Origin of the sequence: Hydrogenophaga sp. SL48, from assembly GCF_021729865.1 — a bacterium.
GTDB lineage: Bacteria > Pseudomonadota > Gammaproteobacteria > Burkholderiales > Burkholderiaceae_C > Hydrogenophaga.
The window spans coordinates 5,297,664-5,315,881 of sequence record NZ_CP063400.1 but is presented as its reverse complement, the minus strand read 5'-3'; the positions used below and the strand labels follow the sequence as shown (position 1 = coordinate 5,315,881).

At 63.4% G+C, this 18,218-nt stretch carries 23 protein-coding genes; 13 read left to right on the top strand and 10 right to left on the bottom strand.

The window, feature by feature from the left end; translation table 11 throughout:
- The first annotated feature begins 41 nt into the window (after positions 1–41).
- The 3 genes from IM738_RS25345 to IM738_RS25335 all read left to right on the top strand — a co-directional run bounded on the left by IM738_RS25345 (position 42) and on the right by IM738_RS25335 (position 1,965).
- Entirely contained in the window at positions 42–680 is a 639-nt protein-coding gene (locus IM738_RS25345; RefSeq protein WP_236963752.1) for a response regulator transcription factor, read from the top strand.
- Between the two features lie 104 nt (positions 681–784).
- Positions 785–1,276, top strand: coding sequence for a GlcG/HbpS family heme-binding protein (locus IM738_RS25340; protein WP_236963751.1), 492 nt, complete (start codon positions 785–787; stop codon positions 1,274–1,276).
- Positions 1,273–1,965, top strand: coding sequence for an ankyrin repeat domain-containing protein (locus IM738_RS25335; RefSeq protein ID WP_236963750.1), 693 nt, complete (start codon positions 1,273–1,275; stop codon positions 1,963–1,965). Before IM738_RS25340 ends, IM738_RS25335 begins: the two co-directional genes overlap by 4 nt.
- 293 nt (positions 1,966–2,258) lie before the next feature.
- Here the strand turns inward: IM738_RS25335 and tyrS are convergent, their stop codons facing one another.
- Positions 2,259–3,521, bottom strand: a complete 1,263-nt coding sequence (gene tyrS, locus IM738_RS25330) for a tyrosine--tRNA ligase (RefSeq protein WP_236963749.1) — start codon at positions 3,519–3,521, stop codon at positions 2,259–2,261.
- A 262-nt stretch (positions 3,522–3,783) separates the two neighbouring features.
- Here tyrS and IM738_RS25325 point away from each other — a divergent pair, with 262 nt between their 5' ends.
- The gene (locus IM738_RS25325; protein WP_442908533.1) at positions 3,784–5,052 is read left to right on the top strand and encodes a peptidoglycan DD-metalloendopeptidase family protein; all 1,269 of its coding nucleotides are present in this window, start codon (positions 3,784–3,786) and stop codon (positions 5,050–5,052) included.
- 73 nt (positions 5,053–5,125) lie between these two features.
- On the opposite strand, the gene erpA is transcribed toward IM738_RS25325, so the two are convergent.
- The 5 genes from erpA to rplM form a co-directional block, all read right to left on the bottom strand.
- Positions 5,126–5,491 carry an iron-sulfur cluster insertion protein ErpA gene (gene erpA, locus IM738_RS25320; RefSeq protein ID WP_077332711.1) on the bottom strand — a complete coding sequence of 122 codons (366 nt, stop codon included), beginning with the start codon at positions 5,489–5,491 and terminating at the stop codon, positions 5,126–5,128.
- Positions 5,492–5,605: 114 nt separating this feature from the next.
- A complete protein-coding gene (locus IM738_RS25315) occupies positions 5,606–6,004 on the bottom strand; it encodes a bactofilin family protein (RefSeq protein WP_236963747.1) in 399 nt (132 codons plus the stop codon).
- A 30-nt stretch (positions 6,005–6,034) separates the two neighbouring features.
- On the bottom strand, positions 6,035–6,742 hold the full coding sequence (locus tag IM738_RS25310) for a DUF6776 family protein (protein ID WP_236963746.1): 708 nt from the start codon (positions 6,740–6,742) through the stop codon (positions 6,035–6,037).
- A 95-nt stretch (positions 6,743–6,837) separates the two neighbouring features.
- A complete protein-coding gene (gene rpsI / locus IM738_RS25305; protein ID WP_077332705.1) occupies positions 6,838–7,230 on the bottom strand; it encodes a 30S ribosomal protein S9 in 393 nt (130 codons plus the stop codon).
- A 12-nt stretch (positions 7,231–7,242) separates the two neighbouring features.
- On the bottom strand, positions 7,243–7,674 hold the full coding sequence (gene rplM / locus IM738_RS25300) for a 50S ribosomal protein L13 (RefSeq protein ID WP_236963745.1): 432 nt from the start codon (positions 7,672–7,674) through the stop codon (positions 7,243–7,245).
- Between the two features lie 471 nt (positions 7,675–8,145).
- On the opposite strand from rplM, the gene IM738_RS25295 reads away from it, so the two are divergent.
- Together IM738_RS25295 and IM738_RS25290 are read left to right on the top strand one after the other, a co-directional pair.
- Entirely contained in the window at positions 8,146–8,562 is a 417-nt protein-coding gene (locus IM738_RS25295; protein WP_236963744.1) for a hypothetical protein, read from the top strand.
- A gap of 16 nt (positions 8,563–8,578) precedes the next feature.
- On the top strand, positions 8,579–8,752 hold the full coding sequence (locus IM738_RS25290; protein WP_236963743.1) for a hypothetical protein: 174 nt from the start codon (positions 8,579–8,581) through the stop codon (positions 8,750–8,752).
- Between the two features lie 39 nt (positions 8,753–8,791).
- On the opposite strand, the gene IM738_RS25285 is transcribed toward IM738_RS25290, so the two are convergent.
- A complete protein-coding gene (locus tag IM738_RS25285; RefSeq protein ID WP_236963742.1) occupies positions 8,792–9,637 on the bottom strand; it encodes an IS1 family transposase in 846 nt (281 codons plus the stop codon).
- 132 nt (positions 9,638–9,769) lie between these two features.
- On the opposite strand from IM738_RS25285, the gene IM738_RS25280 reads away from it, so the two are divergent.
- Positions 9,770–10,789 carry a P63C domain-containing protein gene (locus IM738_RS25280; RefSeq protein WP_236963741.1) on the top strand — a complete coding sequence of 340 codons (1,020 nt, stop codon included), beginning with the start codon at positions 9,770–9,772 and terminating at the stop codon, positions 10,787–10,789.
- Here the strand turns inward: IM738_RS25280 and IM738_RS25275 are convergent.
- Positions 10,781–10,939 (bottom strand): hypothetical protein, encoded by a 159-nt coding sequence (locus IM738_RS25275; RefSeq protein ID WP_236963740.1) that lies wholly within the window; start codon positions 10,937–10,939, stop codon positions 10,781–10,783. The two genes, IM738_RS25280 and IM738_RS25275, sit on opposite strands and share 9 nt — an antisense overlap.
- A 109-nt stretch (positions 10,940–11,048) precedes the next feature.
- Here IM738_RS25275 and IM738_RS25270 point away from each other — a divergent pair, with 109 nt between their 5' ends.
- Positions 11,049–11,963: a 23S rRNA (adenine(2030)-N(6))-methyltransferase RlmJ gene (locus IM738_RS25270; RefSeq protein WP_236963739.1), complete on the top strand. Its 915-nt coding sequence runs from the start codon at positions 11,049–11,051 to the stop codon at positions 11,961–11,963.
- Positions 11,964–11,976: 13 nt separating this feature from the next.
- Here IM738_RS25270 and IM738_RS25265 read toward each other — a convergent pair whose 3' ends face one another.
- On the bottom strand, positions 11,977–12,216 hold the full coding sequence (locus IM738_RS25265) for a CAP domain-containing protein (protein WP_236963738.1): 240 nt from the start codon (positions 12,214–12,216) through the stop codon (positions 11,977–11,979).
- Between the two features lie 312 nt (positions 12,217–12,528).
- Between IM738_RS25265 and paaA the strand changes: the two genes are divergently transcribed.
- Genes paaA through IM738_RS25240 form a run of 5 tightly spaced genes read left to right on the top strand, consistent with a single transcriptional unit; the run spans position 12,529 to position 16,381 of the window.
- Positions 12,529–13,551 (top strand): 1,2-phenylacetyl-CoA epoxidase subunit PaaA, encoded by a 1,023-nt coding sequence (gene paaA / locus IM738_RS25260; protein ID WP_236963737.1) that lies wholly within the window; start codon positions 12,529–12,531, stop codon positions 13,549–13,551.
- On the top strand, positions 13,548–13,895 hold the full coding sequence (gene paaB / locus IM738_RS25255; RefSeq protein WP_236963736.1) for a 1,2-phenylacetyl-CoA epoxidase subunit PaaB: 348 nt from the start codon (positions 13,548–13,550) through the stop codon (positions 13,893–13,895). Before paaA ends, paaB begins: the two co-directional genes overlap by 4 nt.
- Positions 13,895–14,737: a 1,2-phenylacetyl-CoA epoxidase subunit PaaC gene (paaC, locus tag IM738_RS25250; RefSeq protein WP_236963735.1), complete on the top strand. Its 843-nt coding sequence runs from the start codon at positions 13,895–13,897 to the stop codon at positions 14,735–14,737. The genes paaB and paaC overlap by 1 nt, the downstream gene beginning before the upstream one ends.
- Before the next feature lie 5 nt (positions 14,738–14,742).
- Positions 14,743–15,267, top strand: coding sequence for a 1,2-phenylacetyl-CoA epoxidase subunit PaaD (paaD, locus tag IM738_RS25245; protein WP_236963734.1), 525 nt, complete (start codon positions 14,743–14,745; stop codon positions 15,265–15,267).
- 4 nt (positions 15,268–15,271) lie between these two features.
- Entirely contained in the window at positions 15,272–16,381 is a 1,110-nt protein-coding gene (locus IM738_RS25240) for a 2Fe-2S iron-sulfur cluster-binding protein (protein WP_236963733.1), read from the top strand.
- An 82-nt stretch (positions 16,382–16,463) separates the two neighbouring features.
- On the opposite strand, the gene IM738_RS25235 is transcribed toward IM738_RS25240, so the two are convergent.
- Positions 16,464–18,185 carry an AMP-binding protein gene (locus IM738_RS25235; protein WP_236963732.1) on the bottom strand — a complete coding sequence of 574 codons (1,722 nt, stop codon included), beginning with the start codon at positions 18,183–18,185 and terminating at the stop codon, positions 16,464–16,466.
- Positions 18,186–18,218: the final 33 nt, after the last annotated feature.

Below are 18,218 nucleotides of genomic sequence, written 5' to 3'. Positions count from 1 at the left end.
AAGCAAGCTCGCCCCGAAGCCCAAAGAGCGGAGGAAGCCTTGTGAGCCCTACCCTGTCACCCACCATCCACCTGATCGACGACGACGCGGCCGTTCGCGAGGGTCTCGCCCTGCTGATCGGCACGGTGGGACTGCGCGTCACGACCTGGGCCGACCCGCAGGCCTTCCTTGGCGGCTTCGACCGCGAAGGCATCGGCGCCATCGTGCTCGACGTGCGCATGCCCGGCATCAGCGGCCTGGCGGTGCTCGACACGCTGGTGGCGCAGGGCGTGGACCAGCCGGTGATCATGCTCACCGGCCACGGCACGGTGGACATGTGCCGCCGCGCCTTCAAGGCCGGCGCGGCCGAGTTCCTGGAGAAACCGGTCAACGACGAGCTGCTGATCGAGGCGCTGCAGAACGCGGTGCGCCAGCACGTGCGCTCGCGCGAGCGCCACCAGGCCGACCGCGCCGCGCGCGAGCGCTACGCGCAGCTGTCCGAGCGCGAGCGCGAGGTGCTGGGCTTCATCGTCGCCGGCCTGACCAACAAGGAGATCGGCCGCGCGCTCGAGCTCTCGCCGCGCACGGTGGAAAGCCACCGCGCCAACCTGTTCGCCAAGCTGCAGGCCGAGTCGCTGGCGCAGCTGATCCGCCACTACGCCGCGCTGGTGGACGCCGAGAGCAACGGCGGCACTCCGTAGTTCTACGGAGCACCGCGCGTAGCCGCCCGAATGGTGGCGAAGGCCGTGAATTTTTACAGTTCTCCCACGGTTGATCGAACCGCACACACCCGAAGGAGAACCCCATGAAAGCCACCGTTTTTGCATCCACCCTCGCCCTGTCCCTGATCGCCACCGCCGCCAGCGCGCAGGCCGTGCGCACCGAGAAGAACATGTCGCTGGACCTCGCCAACCAGATTGCCGCCGCCACCGTCGCGTCGTGCAGCGCCGCGGGCTACAACGTGACCGCCGCCGTGGTCGACCGCGCCGGCAACCTGCGCGCCCTGCAGCGCGCCGACAACGCCGGCCCGCACACCATCGGCGCCGCCCAAGGCAAGGCCTACACCTCGGCCTCGGCCCGCAACACCACCGCCGCGATGCTGGAGAACGTGCAGAAGAACCCCGGCGCGGCGACGCTGGTGGACATCCCCGGCTTCCTGGTGCTGGGCGGCGGCGTGCCGGTGAAGGTGGGCAACGAAGTGATTGGTGCGGTGGGTGTGGGCGGTGCGCCCGGCGGTCATCTGGACGAGCAGTGCGCCAACGCCGGCATTGCCAAGGTTGCGGACCTGCTGAAATGAAAACGCCCCTCCGGGTCATTTCGCTGGCCTTGTCGCTGACGTTGGCTGGCGTGTCGGTCCAGGCCCAGGTCGCACCCAGTACGGCCGAGGCAGTGGCCTACACGGGCCTGCACATGGCGGCGCACAAGGGCGACGTGGCCAAGGTCCAGCGCCTCACGTCGTCGGGTGCGGCACTGAACGCCGTCGATGGGTACGGACGCACGCCGCTGCACGTGGCCACATTCGCCCGCCAGCGCGAGGTGATTCGGGCGCTGGTGACATCCGGCGCCGGCCTGAACAAGCTGGAAAGCGACCGCTACGACGCCGTCACCATCGCATCGGTGGCGGACGACGAGGACACGCTGAAGGTGTTGTTGCAGCTGGGCGCGAGCGCGAAACAGGTGACCAGCCGCTACGACGGCACCGCCCTGATCGCGGCGGCCCACCTGGGGCATGACGGCGTGGTGAGGCAGCTGATCGCCGCTGGCGCGCCGCTGGACCACGTGAACAACCTGCACTGGACGGCGGTGATCGAATCCATCGTGCTGGGCGATGGGGGTGCGCGTCACCAGGCGACGTTGAAGGCGCTGATCGATGCGGGGGCGAACCTGCAGCTGGCGGACCGCAGTGGTCAGACACCTTTGGCGCTGGCGAAGGCCCGTGGGTACTCGGCGATGGTTTCTTTGCTGGAGAAGGCTGGGGCGCGCTGAGTCCTGGTTCGTTCACACGTGGCTTCATGGCCTGACGCGATGGGGCGGACGGCTCCGCTCATGTCCCCCGGGCTGGCTGCGCCAGCCCTCCTCCTTTACTTCGCTGCGCCATCCACCCATCGCGTCAGACCGCGCACACCCGGGCACGCCCACAGTTGAGCGCCCACATCACCTCGGATCGGGGCGCCAGCGCGCTCTGTGCAGTGAGGTCAAGGAGGAGGACCGGCGCAGCCGGTCCGGGGGACACGAACGGAACAGAGCGCGCTGGCGCCCCGATCCCGCGAGGTGCAGGTTTATGAAAGCGTGACCCGAGCAAACTTCCGCTTGCCAACCTGCACCACATACACCCCGGCACCCAGCTTCAGCCCCTTGTCGCTGACCACCGAAGAGTCGATGCGCACACCGCCGCCGTCGATCAACCGGTTGCCCTCGCCGTTGGACGCCACCAGGCCCGCCGCATTGAGCAGCGCAGCGATGCCCATGGGCGCCCCCGACAGCGTCACCTCGGGAATCTGATCCGGCACACCGCCCTTGCTGCGGTTGACGAAATCCTGCTCGGCCGAGTCAGCGGCGGCCGCGCTGTGGAACCGCGTGGTGATCTCCTTGGCCAGCATCACCTTCGCGTCCTTCGGGTTGCGCCCGCCTTCGACCTCTTTTTTGAGCGCTTCGATCTCGGCCAGCGACTTGAACGACAGCAGCGTGAACCAGCGCCACATCAGCGTGTCGCTGATTGACAGCACCTTGGCGAACATGCTGTTCGCCTCTTCGGTGATGCCGATGTAGTTGTTCTTGCTCTTGGACATCTTGTCGATGCCGTCCAGGCCTTCGAGCAGCGGCATCGTCAGGATGCACTGGGGCTCCTGGCCGTACTCCTGCTGCAGGTGGCGCCCCATCAGCAGGTTGAACTTCTGGTCCGTGCCACCGAGCTCCAGGTCGCTCTTCAAGGCCACCGAGTCGTAGCCCTGCATCAGCGGGTACAGGAACTCGTGCACGCTGATCGGCGTGCCGGCCTTGAAACGGTCGTGGAAATCGTTGCGCTCCATCATGCGTGCCACGGTGTACTTGGCCGCCAGCTGGATCATGCCCATCGAACCCAATGGAAGCGACCACTCACTGTTGTAACGGATCTCGGTCTTGGCCGGGTCCAGCACCAGGCTGGCCTGCCTGTAGTAGGTTTCGGCGTTGGCCTTGATCTGCTCGCTGGTCAGCGGCGGGCGTGTGTTGTTCCGCCCGGAAGGGTCGCCGATCAGGCTGGTGAAGTCGCCGATCAGGAAGATCACCTGGTGCCCCAGGTCCTGCAGCTGGCGCATCTTGTTGAGCACCACCGTGTGGCCGATGTGGATGTCGGGCGCGGTCGGGTCCAGCCCGAGCTTGATGCGCAGTGGCACGCCCGTCTGCTCAGACCGCGTGAGCTTTTTCACCCAGTCGTCGTGCGGAATCAACTCCTCACACCCCCGCAATGTCACCTCCAGCGCTTCGCGCACGCCGTCCGTCAGTCCGACACCGGCAACGAGCGGTTTTTGAACACCTTTGGTATCGATTTCGCTGTGATTCATAAGGGTTTTTTCAGATGCATCACGGGGTGATGTGACTATACTTTTGGGTTTCGCGAGCCCGGATTTTAGAGGGCGAGCCGTGGCCCACGTCGATGCCCTGGCTGATGCGACCCGAACACCCCTATCGACGGGTGGCGCCCCCCGCCACTTCTGCCGGACATCGATCTTGATTTCTTCTTCCCGCACAGACAAGCTGCCCCAACTGGCACGGTCCACCCCTCAAGCGGTCCTCGACAGCCTCGCTCGCCATCCACGCCGCATCATGGCTGGTATTGGTGCGCTGCTGCTTGGCACCGGTGTGACCGCTTTCGGCATCGCGCCCCTCGCGCCCGACGCGGCCCTGTTGCCGGTGCGCGAGGTCGTTGAAGAACTGCCGTTGCGTCCACTCGCAGACCTGAGTCTGGGTGCCACCATTCCATTGACGCTGTACCGCAGCGACACCGTGCGCCGCGACGACACCGCCCAGAGCCTGCTGCAGCGCCTGGATGTGCGCGACCCCGCCGCCGTGGCCCTGCTGCAAAGCGACCCGCAGGCCCGGCAGCTGTTCGAAGGCAGGATCGGCAAACTGGTCACCGTCGAAACGAACGACCAGCAGGCGCTGCATCGCCTGAGCGCACGCTGGGTGCCAGACGACGGTCGCGTGTTTCAGCGAATGGTGGTCGAAAACGGGCCGGACGGATTCAAGGTCAGCCGGGAAAGCGGTGAACTGACCGCACAGGTCCGCCTGGCCAGTGGCGTGATCCACAGTTCGCTGTTCGCCGCCACCGACGCGGCCAACCTGCCCGACAGCGTGGCCGTGCAACTGGCGGAAGTGTTCGCCAGCGACATCGATTTCCGTCGCGACCTGCGCCAGGGCGACCGCTTCAGCGTGGTCTACGAAAACCTCGAAGCCGATGGCGAAACGATGCGTGCCGGCCGCCTGCTGAGTGCCGAATTTGTCAACAACGGACGCACGCACGCGGCAGTGTGGTTCGAGGAACCAGGGCAAAAGGGTGCCTTTTACGGCTTCAACGGGGAGAGCTCGCGCAAGTCATTCCTGGGTTCGCCCCTCGAGTTTTCGCGCGTGAGCAGCGGCTACGGCATGCGCTTCCACCCGATCTCGGGCAAGCAGAAGGCCCATCTCGGCATTGACTACGCCGCCCCCACTGGCACCCCGGTGCGCACGATCGGCGATGGCGTGGTGACGTTCGCGGGCGTCCAGCGCGGTTATGGCAACGTCGTCGAGATCACCCACAGAGACAACCAGTCCACCCTCTTCGCCCACCTGAGTCGCATTGACGTGCGCACCGGTCAGAAGGTGTCACAGGGCGACTTCGTCGGTGCCGTCGGATCCACCGGCGCCTCCACCGGTCCGCACCTGCATTTCGAGTTCCGAGTCAAAGGCGTGCACCAGGATCCGCTGGAGATCGCACGCCAGAGCGAGAACATCCCTCTCAACCAGGCCTTCCGCGCCCGTTTTGAAGCCGTCGCCCAACAACAGCGGCTGAGCCTCAACGCGGCCGCCACCGTGCTGCAAGCCAGCGCCGAATGACCCCCCCGCTTTCGAGCGGCAATAAAAAAGGAGCGCCATGCGCTCCTTTTTTATTTGCGGCCGCCCAGCGGGCTCAGACGCTGAAGCTCGATCCACACCCGCAGGTAGTGCTGGCGTTGGGGTTCTTGATCACGAACTGGGCGCCTTCCAAGTCTTCCTTGTAGTCAATCTCAGCCCCCACCAGGTACTGGTAGCTCATCGCGTCGATCAGCAGCGACACGCCGTTCTTGGTCATCGTCGTGTCGTCCTCGTTGACCACTTCGTCAAACGTGAATCCGTACTGGAACCCCGAGCACCCGCCCCCTTGCACAAACACGCGCAGTTTCAGGTCGGGATTGCCTTCTTCGGCCACCAGCTCGGCCACTTTCGCCGCGGCACTGTCGGTGAAGACCAGCGGTGCTGGCATGTCGGTCTGAATGTTGTCGGCGACGGCGCTCATGCGTGTCCTTGAATGGTGGGGAATCGGGCCTTGACCCAAGTCCGAAAAGGGTATCGTGAATGCCCTTCACTCACGACGAAATGCAATGCTATAGCAAAACGCTCGGGATTGTGCTCACCCGTTGTTTGCCGCCAATTTCAGTGTGGGTTTGTCTTCGAGGCCGCCGGTCATGGGCCTGAGCTGGCCGGAGATCGTGGCACCCTGGTGCATTTCCAGCGCCTTGTAGGACACATCCCCTTCGATGCGGGCTTTGGGCTGCAACTCCAGCAGGTCGAAGGCAAACACGGGACCCTTGACGGTGCCATTGATGATGACGTGATCCGCATGGATCTGGCCACTCACACTGGCCGACTCGCTGATCACCAGAATGCTGGGCTGCTCGTCGCTCGCGCGGATGTCTCCGACCACTTCGCCATCCACGCGAAGTCCATCGTGGAACACCACATTGCCTTCAATGCGCGTTCCCTGGGCGATCAGGCTTTTGATGGGGGGTTGTTTTTTTTTGCCAAACATGGGGGGGGGGTGGTTCAGGAGAGACGGAGGTCAGAGTTTGATGGTGTGCAGAACCTTCACGGCCCCGCCCTGCAAGATTTTCGCGGTCACGATTTTTACCACGGCCTGCGGCGGAACGTCCACAAGGCCCTCTTGGCGCAGAGAGCCCTTGATCAGCACCGGTGAGGGGGCAGGCGCGTGCAATGCCGTCCATGGACGACCATCCAGCGTTCCGGTGAAACTCACCTCCAGCTGTCCTTTGAAATCGGGGGCATTTTTTTCTGCCTGAATCATCAGGACTTGCCATCTGAGCTGAGCTTCAGCCACGCGCTCGATCTGCAAGCCACGGATGCTCAGCGCATCGCTTCCTGCGGCGGGGATCAGGCGCTCGAAGAAGCCGAGGTCGCTGCGCAGCGACTGATTGTCGGCCTGCAACTGGCCGATCTGCAACATCAGCTGCGCCTGCGCGGCCTTCTCTGCGGTCAAGAGGCTTTCCGACGTGTTGACGACCGACCGTGCCTTGCCCAGGTCGGCACGCAATGCCTGCACCTCGCTGCGCAACTGCTCCAGCTCCTGTTTGGCGTTGCGCTCAAGCCCGGCAATCTCTTTGCCGAACTCAAAGGCCCACAGCGCCAGTGCGCCCGAGAACCCCAGCACCACAGCCGCGAGCAACCAGCGAAGCGGCCAAGGCGTGGCACTGCGGATCGCCATGCGCGGCGCACTCACCGTCATTCTTCTGCGCAACAGGCGCAACCTCATATGCCAACCCCTTTAACAAGAAACGGGCCACAGAAAACAAAAACCGCCCCAAGCCAGGCTTGAAGGCGGTTTCTGCGGCAGAGACCAGGCGCTGGTTAGCGCTTGCTGAACTGCTTGGCGCGGCGTGCGGAACGCAGACCGACCTTTTTACGTTCGACTTCGCGGGCATCGCGGGTCACGAAGCCAGCTTGCGACAGACCGGACTTGAGTGTGGCGTCGTAGTCGATCAGGGCGCGGGTGATGCCATGACGCACCGCACCGGCCTGGCCGGATTCTCCACCGCCGTGCACGTTGACCATCACGTCGAAGGTCTCGGCATGGTTGGTCAGCAGCAGGGGCTGCTTGCAGATCATGATGGAGGTCTCGCGGCCGAAGTAGGCCTGGATGTCCTTGCCATTGACCACGATCTGGCCGGAGCCTTTTTTCAGAAACACGCGGGCGACGCTGGATTTGCGACGGCCGGTGCCATTGTTCCATTCACCAATCATCTTGAGGCTCCTTTAGATGTCCAGCACTTGCGGCTGTTGGGCGGTGTGGGGATGCTCGGCACCGCCGTACACCTTGAGCTTCTTGATCATGGCGTAGCCCAGAGGACCTTTGGGCAGCATGCCCTTGACGGCCTTCTCGAGCGCGCGGCCGGGGTGCTTGGCCTGCATGTCGCGGAAGTTGGTGGCATAGATACCGCCGGGGTAGCCCGAGTGACGGTAGTAGATCTTGTCGGTGGACTTGGTGCCCGTGACACGGATCTTGGATGCGTTGATGATGACGATGAAGTCACCGGTATCGACGTGAGGCGTGTAAATGGCCTTGTGTTTGCCGCGCAAACGGAGAGCCACTTCACTGGCAACTCGTCCGAGGACCTTGTCGGTCGCGTCAATCACAAACCACTCGTGCTTCACGTCAGCTGGTTTGGCGCTGAACGTAGTAGTCATGAGTTTTCTCTGCAAAGAGGTGGTTTGGCGGGCTCTTTTCCACGGTCGGTTCTTCTCTGATGGAAGACTCTTAGGTGGGATTTGGTGCTTCGTCGCGGAGCCACTGAATCGCTGCGAAGCCTTTGATTGTACGATTTTTGGGCGTGGCGTGGCAAGTAGCCACCCGGCCAGGTCATGGTTCACTTTGAACCGAGGTGGTTACAAAGTAGTTGAACGCTACAGGAGACTGTGCACACGTACAGCATGTTGCAGCGCAGCAACCTCATAAAGCCAGGAAGTAGCACGAGAACTCAAGTCCTCGCTCCGCCTGTCGTTATATATCTTGACATACCGGCCACTGCGTGTAGTGTGTGGATACGTATCCACTAAAGTCTATGCAGAGGATCCTCGTTATAAGTACAATCTAAGGCTGCTCGTAGGTGTGTGCTAGTGATGTAATTTTTGCATGCACTTCCTTCTATGTGTGGGGACATGGCAGTTTTAGATAAGGGAACAGACGTGGAAGCGAGAACAGCGGAACTTCAAGAACAAGAGATGAATCCCACAGCACAGCAGGCTTGGAGTTCTGTCGCCAGTCAAGTAGAGGTAATCTGGGGAGAAATTTTCCAGACAGCCGACAAGATTCTGAAGGTGCATTTCAAGTTCGGCTTTGAAAAGTTCTCAGACAAGATCAGTCCTTCTATTGAGGACATCATTCTTAGTTTGAAGGCCATTGAGGCGTTGCTGGATGGGATCCATCATGTGCTTGACTACTCAGAGCAGCGGCTGGTTTCAAACTCAAAGCAGCAGATTTTGTGGGTGCAGGATCTGGCGGATGCGTTGAAGAACAACGATGAGCCTAGATACACCCAGGCTATAGAAAAATTGACCAAGCAGGCAGTTGTGTAACAGAAAGAGAAAGGCGGTGAACATGAAAGATCTAAAATTCGATCTCTTCGCGATGCTTCATCCAAAGAATGCTCGCGATACCAGTATGGCGCTCGAAGAAGCGATTTCTGAGATTCGCTCAGTGAATGCTGCGCTAGATAAACTTCTGGCCGAAGAGCCTTGCGTGCCCACTTTGCCCGAGCACGCTTGAGATTTTTTTGTCGCCAAAAGCCCGCATCAGCGGGCTTTTTTATTGCCCCATCGTCTCCGACATCATCACGATGTCTTCCATGCTCCACAGGAAATCAGTCACACCGGCTTCCATGGCTGGCGTGGTCTTGATGGTCTTGTGAATCTTCACGAAGTTGTAGGCCATGAAGTAGAAGCTGACCGCGTGCATATGGTTCTCAAGCTTCTTGCTGAAAGCGTTGGTCAGCCGTGTGAAGCGGCGCATCCCCATCCGCATGCTCAGGTTCGCACGCTCAACGATTGACGTGCTGATGTCGGCCTCTACCGGGTTGCCGAACACGCGGATTTTCTCCACGCTGGTCAAGGTGGCCGGGCTGTAGCGGCGCTTTGCCTCCTTCTGCATGGCTTCGCCTGCATAGGACTTGTTCAGCATGCCGTAGTCCACATTTCCACGGAATGCGTTCTCAACTGCATCGACGTAGACCTGCAGGCCGTCCGTGGTGAGTTGCACGCGCTTTGCAAGACGGGGCGCCAGATCGGCCATGAAGTCCTGAGCGCATCGTGCGGTACGCACCCCAACCAACCAGCAAGGCATCAGCTTTGTGTCGGGGTCGATGGCGGTGAAGGTGTAGCAATCGCCATAGTCGGCATGGGCTTCATCGTCATCGCGCACGTTCTTTTGCTTGGCGCCGACGAAGGACCAGATTTCATCGCATTCGATGCGCTTGCACGGCAGGTTGACCATGACGCGATCTTGATACGCAGCGCAGGCCTGCCCCACTTCGGCCAGCAGCTTCAACACCGTGTTCTTGCTCTTCCCCGTGATCCGTGAAGCAGCGTTGATGCCTGCGCCTTCGGAGAGGATGTTCAGGATGGCAACGCGGTCTTGGATGGAGAGCTTGTTCATGGACTGCTTTCGCATAAGTCAGTTTGAATTGTATTTCGTAACATTGCTTTATGCAAGCACGTTTTCACTTTGTGCTTGCATGCTAAGCATGCGTATGCCATGATGCAAGCACTTTTCTGAAGGAGTGCTTGCATGATCGAACCTGAAAAACCAGTGGGTAGAGCAAAAGGCGGTGTCGCCAGAGCGGAAAAACTAACGCCAGAGCGAAGAAGTGAAATTGCCAGGAAGGGCGGCCTTGCGAAGAAGGCTCGTCAGGACGATCCAGCACTGCCTATGGCTGAATACGGGTCGCTGGATCGCCCTCTTAAGCTCCTTGAAGCCGAGATACCTTGTTACGTGCTGAGCGACGGGACTCGGGTTCTAACGCAGGAGGGTTTTCTGTCGGCCATTGGGCGATCAAAAAAGGCAAAAGGAGGGACCGGCGCGGCGTCGAGCGATGAGGTCGACAACCTACCCGCTTTTCTGGCCGCATCCAACCTTAAGCCATTGATTTCAAAAGAACTTTTCGAGTCGACAAGACCCGTAAAATTTAGGCTTCCAACAGGTGGCTCTGGCTATGGATTCAGGGCTGAGGCATTGCCGCAAGTATGTAACGTGTACTTGAGAGCAAGGGATCAGAAGCTGCTTTTGCCGAGCCAAATACACATCGCGCAGAAGGCAGACATGCTGGTTCGGGGCCTTGCGGAAACCGGGATTGTTGCGCTCGTTGACGAGGCCACCGGGTATCAGCAAGTTAGAGCCCGCGACGCCTTGCAGGCTTACCTTGAGCGGTTCCTGAGAGCCGAGCTTGCGGCATGGGTTAAGGCGTTCCCAGATGAATTTTTCCAGGAGCTTTACAGGCTGAAGAAATGGCGGTGGACTGGTTCATCACGCCGCCCTGGTGTTGTCAGCTACTACATCAAAGACTTGATTTATGAGCGCCTTGGTCCAGGCGTGCTGAGAGAGCTGGAGCGGAAAAACCCATCAGACGGGATGGGTCGCAGAAAGGCCAAGCACCATCAATGGCTGACGGAAGATATTGGGAATCCAGCTTTGGCCCAACACTTGTACGCTGTCATAGGGTTCATGAGGGCATCTGACGAATGGGATTCGTTCATGTCCATCATGAACAGGGCGTTCACAAAGAAGGGCGACACGCTTCCACTACTTTGAAGCAGCTTTTTTGGTTTGCCCGCCTTGAGCCGCGCCCTTGGTCTCCTTGGGCGCGGTTTCTTTTTGGGGCTTCGGCTGCTGCTTAGGCCTCTCTCCCGTGGCTCTCTGCACCACGTCGAAAGCGATCTGTGAAAAGTCTTTTTTCGGCATGCAGGTAGGCTAGCACGCAGTGCAGTCCTGGGCTAGGCTTTGTAAATATAGTGGGGCTCAAACTGCACCACTACCCCCGGCCAACCCGGCCCGGCGCTACCATTCAGGCATGTTCAGTTACCGACACGCCTTCCACGCAGGCAACCATGCCGATGTGCTCAAGCACATCACCTTGATCGCCACCCTGCGCCATTTGATGCAGAAAGAGGCGGGCATCACCCTGATCGACACCCACGCTGGCGCCGGACTGTACCGCCTGGATGGTGACTACACGGAAACCGGCGGCGAGGCCAAGGACGGCGTGGTCAAGCTGATGGCCGCGCTGCGTCCGGCGGGGGCGGCGCCCGTGCCCGCCGCGCCGGCCATCGACGACTATCTGGACCTGATCACCAGCTTCAACCCCTCGGGCCTGCTGCGCGTCTACCCCGGGTCGCCGTTTGTCCTGCATTCGCTGCTGCGCACCGAGTCACGCGACAAGCTCAAGCTGTTCGAACTGCACCCCACCGACAGCCGCACGCTGACGGCCAACATCGGCCAACTCGAAGCGGGCCGCCAGATCGCGGTGGCGCTGCAGGACGGTTTTGAAGGCGTCAAACCTCTGCTGCCGCCGCCGCCATCGGCCACAGGCTCCAAGCGCGCGGCCGTCCTGATCGACCCCAGTTACGAGATCAAAAGCGATTACGGCAAAGTGAGCGCCTGCATACAGGAAATCATGCGCCGCTTCCCGACCGGCACCTACCTGGTCTGGTACCCCATCATCCCGCGGCCCGAGGCGCACGACCTGCCCCGGCGCCTCAAGACCTTGGCCAACCAGGCCCAGCGGCCGTGGCTGAACGCCACCCTGGCCATCGGCCAGGACCCCACAGACGGCCCGGACGACCGGCCCGGCCTGACCGCCAGCGGCATGTTTGTCATCAACCCGCCGCACACGCTCAAGGCGGCGCTGCAGGTTGCACTGCCCCAGTTGCTGACCCACCTCGGCCGCGGCCGGGGCAAGGCACAAACGCTCGACACTGGCGGCTGACCGCTGCGCCGGCTCAAGGCCGTGCCAGCACCAGCGCCCAGTAGGGGACGTTGGGGCTGGCCGTTTGCTGCACGCAGCTGGCACCGAACTCGGCGAAGTCGCGGCTCATCAGGTTGCTGCAGTGCCCGGGGCTGGACAGCCAGCCCGCGATCACCCCCTCCACCGAGAGCTCGCCCCACGCCAGGTTTTCAAAGGGGGTGCACAGCGGGCATGGCCCTGGACCCGCACATCCGTGGCTGGGCCCGGACGGCATTGATCCGTGCCTCCAGCGCCGCGCGAAAGCCGGGCAGACCACAACGGGTCTGGCGATCCACAGGCTCACCCGACACCAAGGGGGCGAACAACATGGCATACGCCACGGCCACCGACCGGCCTGCGGCCTTCCACGAGAAAGGAAACCCGGTCGTGCGATCCATGGTGGCGAACATGGCGCCACTGCAATGACACCCACCCCCCGGAAAACCCTGATCGCACCCGCCTCAATTAACCAACCGATCGGTCGGTTAATTGCATATACTGCCGTCTCACCCCATCAGGCACCCGGTTTCGGGGTCAGGAGACGCGCATGTACACCCAATCTTTTTCGGTCGCCGACAGTGAGGCCAAGCCCGGCCTGAAGGCCGTCGCAGCGCCGGCCAGCGCCGAAGACACGGCCTTGCAAACCCATTTCGATGCCGTGATCGACGCCGACGGCAAGATCGAGCCGCGCGACTGGATGCCCGAGGCCTACCGCAAGACCCTGGTGCGCCAGATCAGCCAGCATGCGCACAGCGAGATCGTGGGCATGCTGCCGGAGGGCAACTGGATCAGCCGCGCGCCCAGCCTCAAGCGCAAGGCCATCCTGATCGCCAAGGTGCAGGACGAAGGCGGCCACGGCCTCTATCTGTACAGCGCCGCCGAGACCCTCGGCACCAGCCGCGACCAGATGCTCGACGGGCTGCACAGCGGCAAAGCCAAGTACAGCTCCATCTTCAATTACCCGACGCTGAACTGGGCCGACGTGGGCGTGATCGGCTGGCTGGTGGACGGCGCGGCGATCATGAACCAGATCCCGCTGTGCCGCTGCAGCTACGGGCCTTACGCCCGGGCCATGATCCGCGTCTGCAAGGAAGAGAGCTTCCACCAGCGCCAGGGTTACGAGGCCCTGCTGGTGATGATGCAGGGCACGGCTGAGCAAAAAGCCATGGTGCAGGACGCCGTCAACCGCTATTGGTGGAAATGCCTGGCCATGTTCGGCCCGCCCGACGCCGACAGCCCCAACAGCGTGCAGGGCATGCGCTGGGGCATCAAGCGCATCTCGAACGACGACCTGCGGCAAAAGTTCGTGGACGCCACCGTGCCGCAGGCCGAGGTGCTGGGCGTGACCCTGCCGGACCCCGACCTGAAGTGGAACGAAGCGCGTGGGCACTGGGACTACGGCGTGATCGACTGGGACGAGTTCTGGGCCGTGGTCAACGGCCACGGCCCCTGCAACAAGGAACGCCTGGCCACCCGCGTGAAAGCCCACGAACAAGGCCAGTGGGTGCGCGACGCCGCCATGGCCCACGCCGCCAGACAGCAAGCCCGCAACCTGAAGGAAGCCGCATGAACAAAAGCCCTCACCCCAACCCTCTCCCCAAGGGAGAGGGAGCGCCCGCATCAACACCCGCACTGAAAGAATGGCCGCTCTGGGAAGTCTTCGTCCGCAGCAAGCAGGGCCTGGAACACAAACACTGCGGCAGCCTGCACGCCAGCGACGCACAACACGCGCTGCAGATGGCTCGCGACGTCTACACCCGCCGCCAGGAAGGGGTGAGCATCTGGGTGCTGCCGTCCAACGCCATCACCGCCAGCGAGCCCGACAGCAAGGACAGCTTCTTCGACCCGGCGGCCGACAAGATCTACCGCCACCCGACCTTCTACGACATTCCTGAAAAAGTGGGGCACATGTGATGGCGGCGCCGGTTGAGTATTTGCTGCACCTGGCCGACAACGCCCTGGTGCTCGGCCAGCGCAACGCCGAGTGGTGTGGCCACGGCCCCGTCCTCGAAGAGGACCTGGCGCTGGCCAACAACAGCCTGGACCTGATCGGCCAGGCGCGCCTGCTCTACCAGCACGCGGCCCGCCTCATCAACGCCGACCCAGCCGAGGCCCAGCGTTTCGCGCACCTGCAGGGCGCGCGCCAGAACGGCCTGATCGCCGAAGACACGCTGGCCTATTTCCGCGACACCGCCGAGTTCCGCAATCACACGCTGATGGAGCTGCCGCACCACGGCCCGCTGGTGGGCTACGCGGTGAGCGAGCGCGATTACGCCGTGACCATCGCGCGCAACTTCCTCGTCAGCGCGCTCATGGTGCTGGTGTGGGACAGCCTGCAGGCGTCGAAGGATGCGCAGCTGGCCGGCATCGCGGCCAAGTCGCTGAAGGAGGTGAGCTACCACCTGCGCCACGCATCGGACTGGCTGGTGCGCTTCGGCGACGGCACCGAAGAATCCCACCGCCGCGCGCAGGCCGCGCTGGACCACCTGCTGCCGTACTGCGAAGCCTTCTGGCAGGCGTCGCCCGCCGAACAGGCGGCTGCATCCAACGGCAGCGGCGTGGACACGGCAACGCTGCGCGATCACTGGAATGCGCTGGTGAACGACACCCTGGCCGAGGCCACGCTCACGCGCCACGACCAACCGCACGCGGGCTACGTGGCCCAGGGCCATGTAGGCGTGCACTCCGAGCACCTGGGTTTCCTGCTGGCCGAGATGCAGAGCCTGGCCCGAGCGCACCCGACCGCCGTCTGGTGAACACCATGGATGCGGCCACCCACGCTTCGCTGCAGGCCATCACCGAGGCACTGGCGCACCTGGCCGACCCGGAGATTCCAGTCATCAGCCTGCGCGAACTGGGCATCCTGCGCGGGGTGCGCGAGGGCGCCGACGGCGTGCCCGAGGTGGTGATCACGCCCACCTACAGCGGCTGCCCGGCCATGGGCCAGATCGAGGACGACATCCACGCGGCCCTGAGCGCCGCCGGACTGCCCGGCCGCGTCATCACGCAGCTCTCGCCCGCCTGGACCACCGACTGGATGAGCGACGAAGCGCGCGAGAAGCTGCGCGCCTATGGCATCGCGCCGCCGCAATGCGGCAGCCATGCCGACACGCCCGCCGGGGTGGTGAAGTTCAGCCGCCACGCGGTCAGTCACACCGCGGTGCCCTGCCCCCAGTGCGGCTCGCACAACACCACGGAAACCTCGCCCTTTGGCTCCACCGCGTGCAAAGCACTCTTCAAGTGCCTCGACTGCCTGGAACCCTTCGACTACTTCAAGCCGTACTGACACCATGAGCAACGCCGCCCCCCGCTTCCACGAGCTCACCGTCTCGCGCATCCACCCCGAGGCAGCCGGATCGGTGGCGGTGTCGCTGCGCATTCCGCCGGAACTGCGCGACGCCTTCACCTTCGAACCGGGTCAGTTCCTCACGCTGCGCACCACCATCGGCGGGCAGGACGTGCGGCGCAGCTATTCGATCAGCAGCCCGCGCAGCCTGCTCACGCGGCAGGGCGAACTCACGCTGGGCATCCGCCCGGTCGAAGGCGGCGTGTTCTCCAACTGGGCGGCGGCCGAACTGAAAGCCGGCGACACCCTGCGCGTGATGCCGCCCGACGGCCGCTTCACCGTCCACAAACCCCGCGCCATCCACCGCGTGGGCTTCGCGGCGGGTTCGGGCATCACACCCATCCTGTCCATCATGGCCAGCACACTGGAGGAGTCGCCCGAGGCGAAATTCACCCTGGTCTACGGCAACCGCCGCATGGCCAGCGTGATGTTCAACGAAGCGCTGCAGGACCTGAAGGACAAGTACCCCGGCCGCCTCACGCTGATCCACGTGCTCTCGCGCCAGGCGCAGGAAGTGCCGCTGCTCGAAGGCCGCATCGACGGCGACAAGGTGCGCGAGCTCATCGGCGCACTGCTGCCCGTGGGCAGCATGGACGAGGTCTTCATCTGCGGCCCCGAGGCCATGATCGAAGCGACCGAGCAAGCGCTGCTGGCGGCCGGCGTGCGGCCCGACCGTGTGCACACCGAGAGATTCACTTCGCCGACGCTGGACGCCCTGCCCACCGATCAGCGTCAGGCCGCCGTGCTCGGCCACCCGGCCGTTCGCACCGACGGCGAAGTGGCGCTGACCGTGGTGCTCGATGGCAAGCCGCACCAGTTGCGCATGGGCAAGGACGAGCACGTGCTCGACGTGGCGCTCAACGCCGGCCTGGACCTGCCCTGGTCGTGCCGCGGCGGCGTGTGCTGCACCTGCCGCGCCAAGGTGATGGAAGGCGCGGTCACGATGGACAAGAACTTCACGCTGGAGCCCTGGGAAACCGAGAAGGGCTTTGTGCTCAGCTGCCAGGCGCGGCCCACCACCGATCAACTGGTGGTGAGCTACGACGAGAGGTGATCCTGCACCAGGCGCTGCACCGCCGGGACGCGGCGTGACGGTCTCGTCGGCCCCAGGGCCGTGAGCTGAGCGCCGACCGGCGTCAACCCGGCCCGGCAGGCCGGGATGAGGCCACGGGGGCCGTCAACGCCGCCGTCGCAACCGCACCATTGCGCAGTTCGCGGCGCAGGATCTTGCCGATGTTGGTCTTGGGCAACGGCTCACTGCGAAACTCCACCACACGCGGCATCTTGTAGCCGGTCAGGTGCAGCTTGCAGTGCGCGAGCACCTCGGCTTCGGTCAGCCCCGGAGTGATGGGCACGATCACCACCTTGACCGCCTCGCCCGAACGCTCGTCGCGCACGCCGATCGCCGCGGCCTCCAGCACCCCGGGGTGCATGGTCAGCACGTCCTCGATCTCGTTGGGGAACACCTTGAAACCCGAGACCACGATCATGTCCTTCTTGCGGTCGGTGATGCGGATGCTGCCGCGTTCGTCCATCACACCCATGTCACCGGTGCGCAGCCAGCCGTCGGCGGTGAATGCCTTGGCCGTCTCCTCGGGATGGTTCCAGTAGCCCTGCATCACCTGCGGGCCGCGCAGGCAGATTTCGCCCACCTCGCCGAGTGCAACCGGCGCGTCGTCGTCGTCCAGAATGGCCGCCTCCGTGCTCGGCAGCGGCACGCCGATCTGGCCGCTCCATTCCGGGATGGTGACCGGGTTGGCGATCGCCACCGGGGCGCTCTCGGTGAGGCCATAGCCCTCCACCAGGGGCACGCCCGCCCGCTCTTTCCAGCGGTGCGCCACCACATGCTGCACCGCCATGCCGCCGGCCACCGCCAGCTTGAGGGAACCCAGGTTCACCTCGGCGAAACCCGGTGCGTCGAGCAGGGCGCGGAACAGGGTGTTGACCCCGATGATCGCGGTGAAGCGGGTCTTCCGCAGCACCTGGAGGAAGGCCGGCAGATCGCGCGGGTTGGGAATCAGCACCGCCTGCGCCCCCTTGCAGAAGAAGGACAGCGCACCGGTCAGTGCAAACACGTGGTACATCGGCAGCGGGAGGATCAGCGTCTCCTCGCCGTCGTTCAGGTTGGGCGACATCCACGCGGCCACCTGGAGCACGTTGGCGACCATGTTGCCGTGACTGAGCATCGCGCCCTTGGCCACCCCGGTGGTCCCGCCGGTGTACTGAAGGAAAGCGAGATCGCCGTGCTGGAGAGGGACGTCGTCGAGCGTCTGCGCGCGGCCCGCCGACAGCGCATGCCTGAAGTCCACGGCGCCGGCCAGCCGCCACGGGGGCACCAGCTTCCTCACATGTTTGACCACCGCGTTCGTCAGCAGCCGCTTCAACGGTGGCAACAAATCACCCACCTGCGTCGTCACCACCGCGCGCACCTGGGTGGCACCGATCACCTGCTCCAGCGTGTGGGCAAAGTTCTCCACCACCACGATCGCCCGGGCGCCGGCGTCCTTCAGCTGGTGCTCCAGCTCGCGCGGGGTGTACAAGGGGTTGACATTCACCACCACCATGCCGGCGCGCAACACGCCGAACAGCGCCACCGGGTACTGCAGCAGATTGGGCATCATGAGGGCGACCCGATCGCCGCGCTGGAGACCCGCCACCTTCTGCAGCCAGGCGGCGAAGGCACGGCTGGCATCGTCGAGCTCGCGAAAGCTCATCGCCGTGCCCATCGAGCTGTAGGCCGGCCGGTCGGCAAACCGTGCGCAGCTGCTGGCCAGCACGTCCTTGAGTGAAGCGAATCGCTGAACGTCGATGTCCGCCGGCACGCCGGCCGGGTATTGACTGAGCCAGGGTCTGTCCATGTGTCTTCCTCCTTGTCCGCCAGGCCGCTGTGC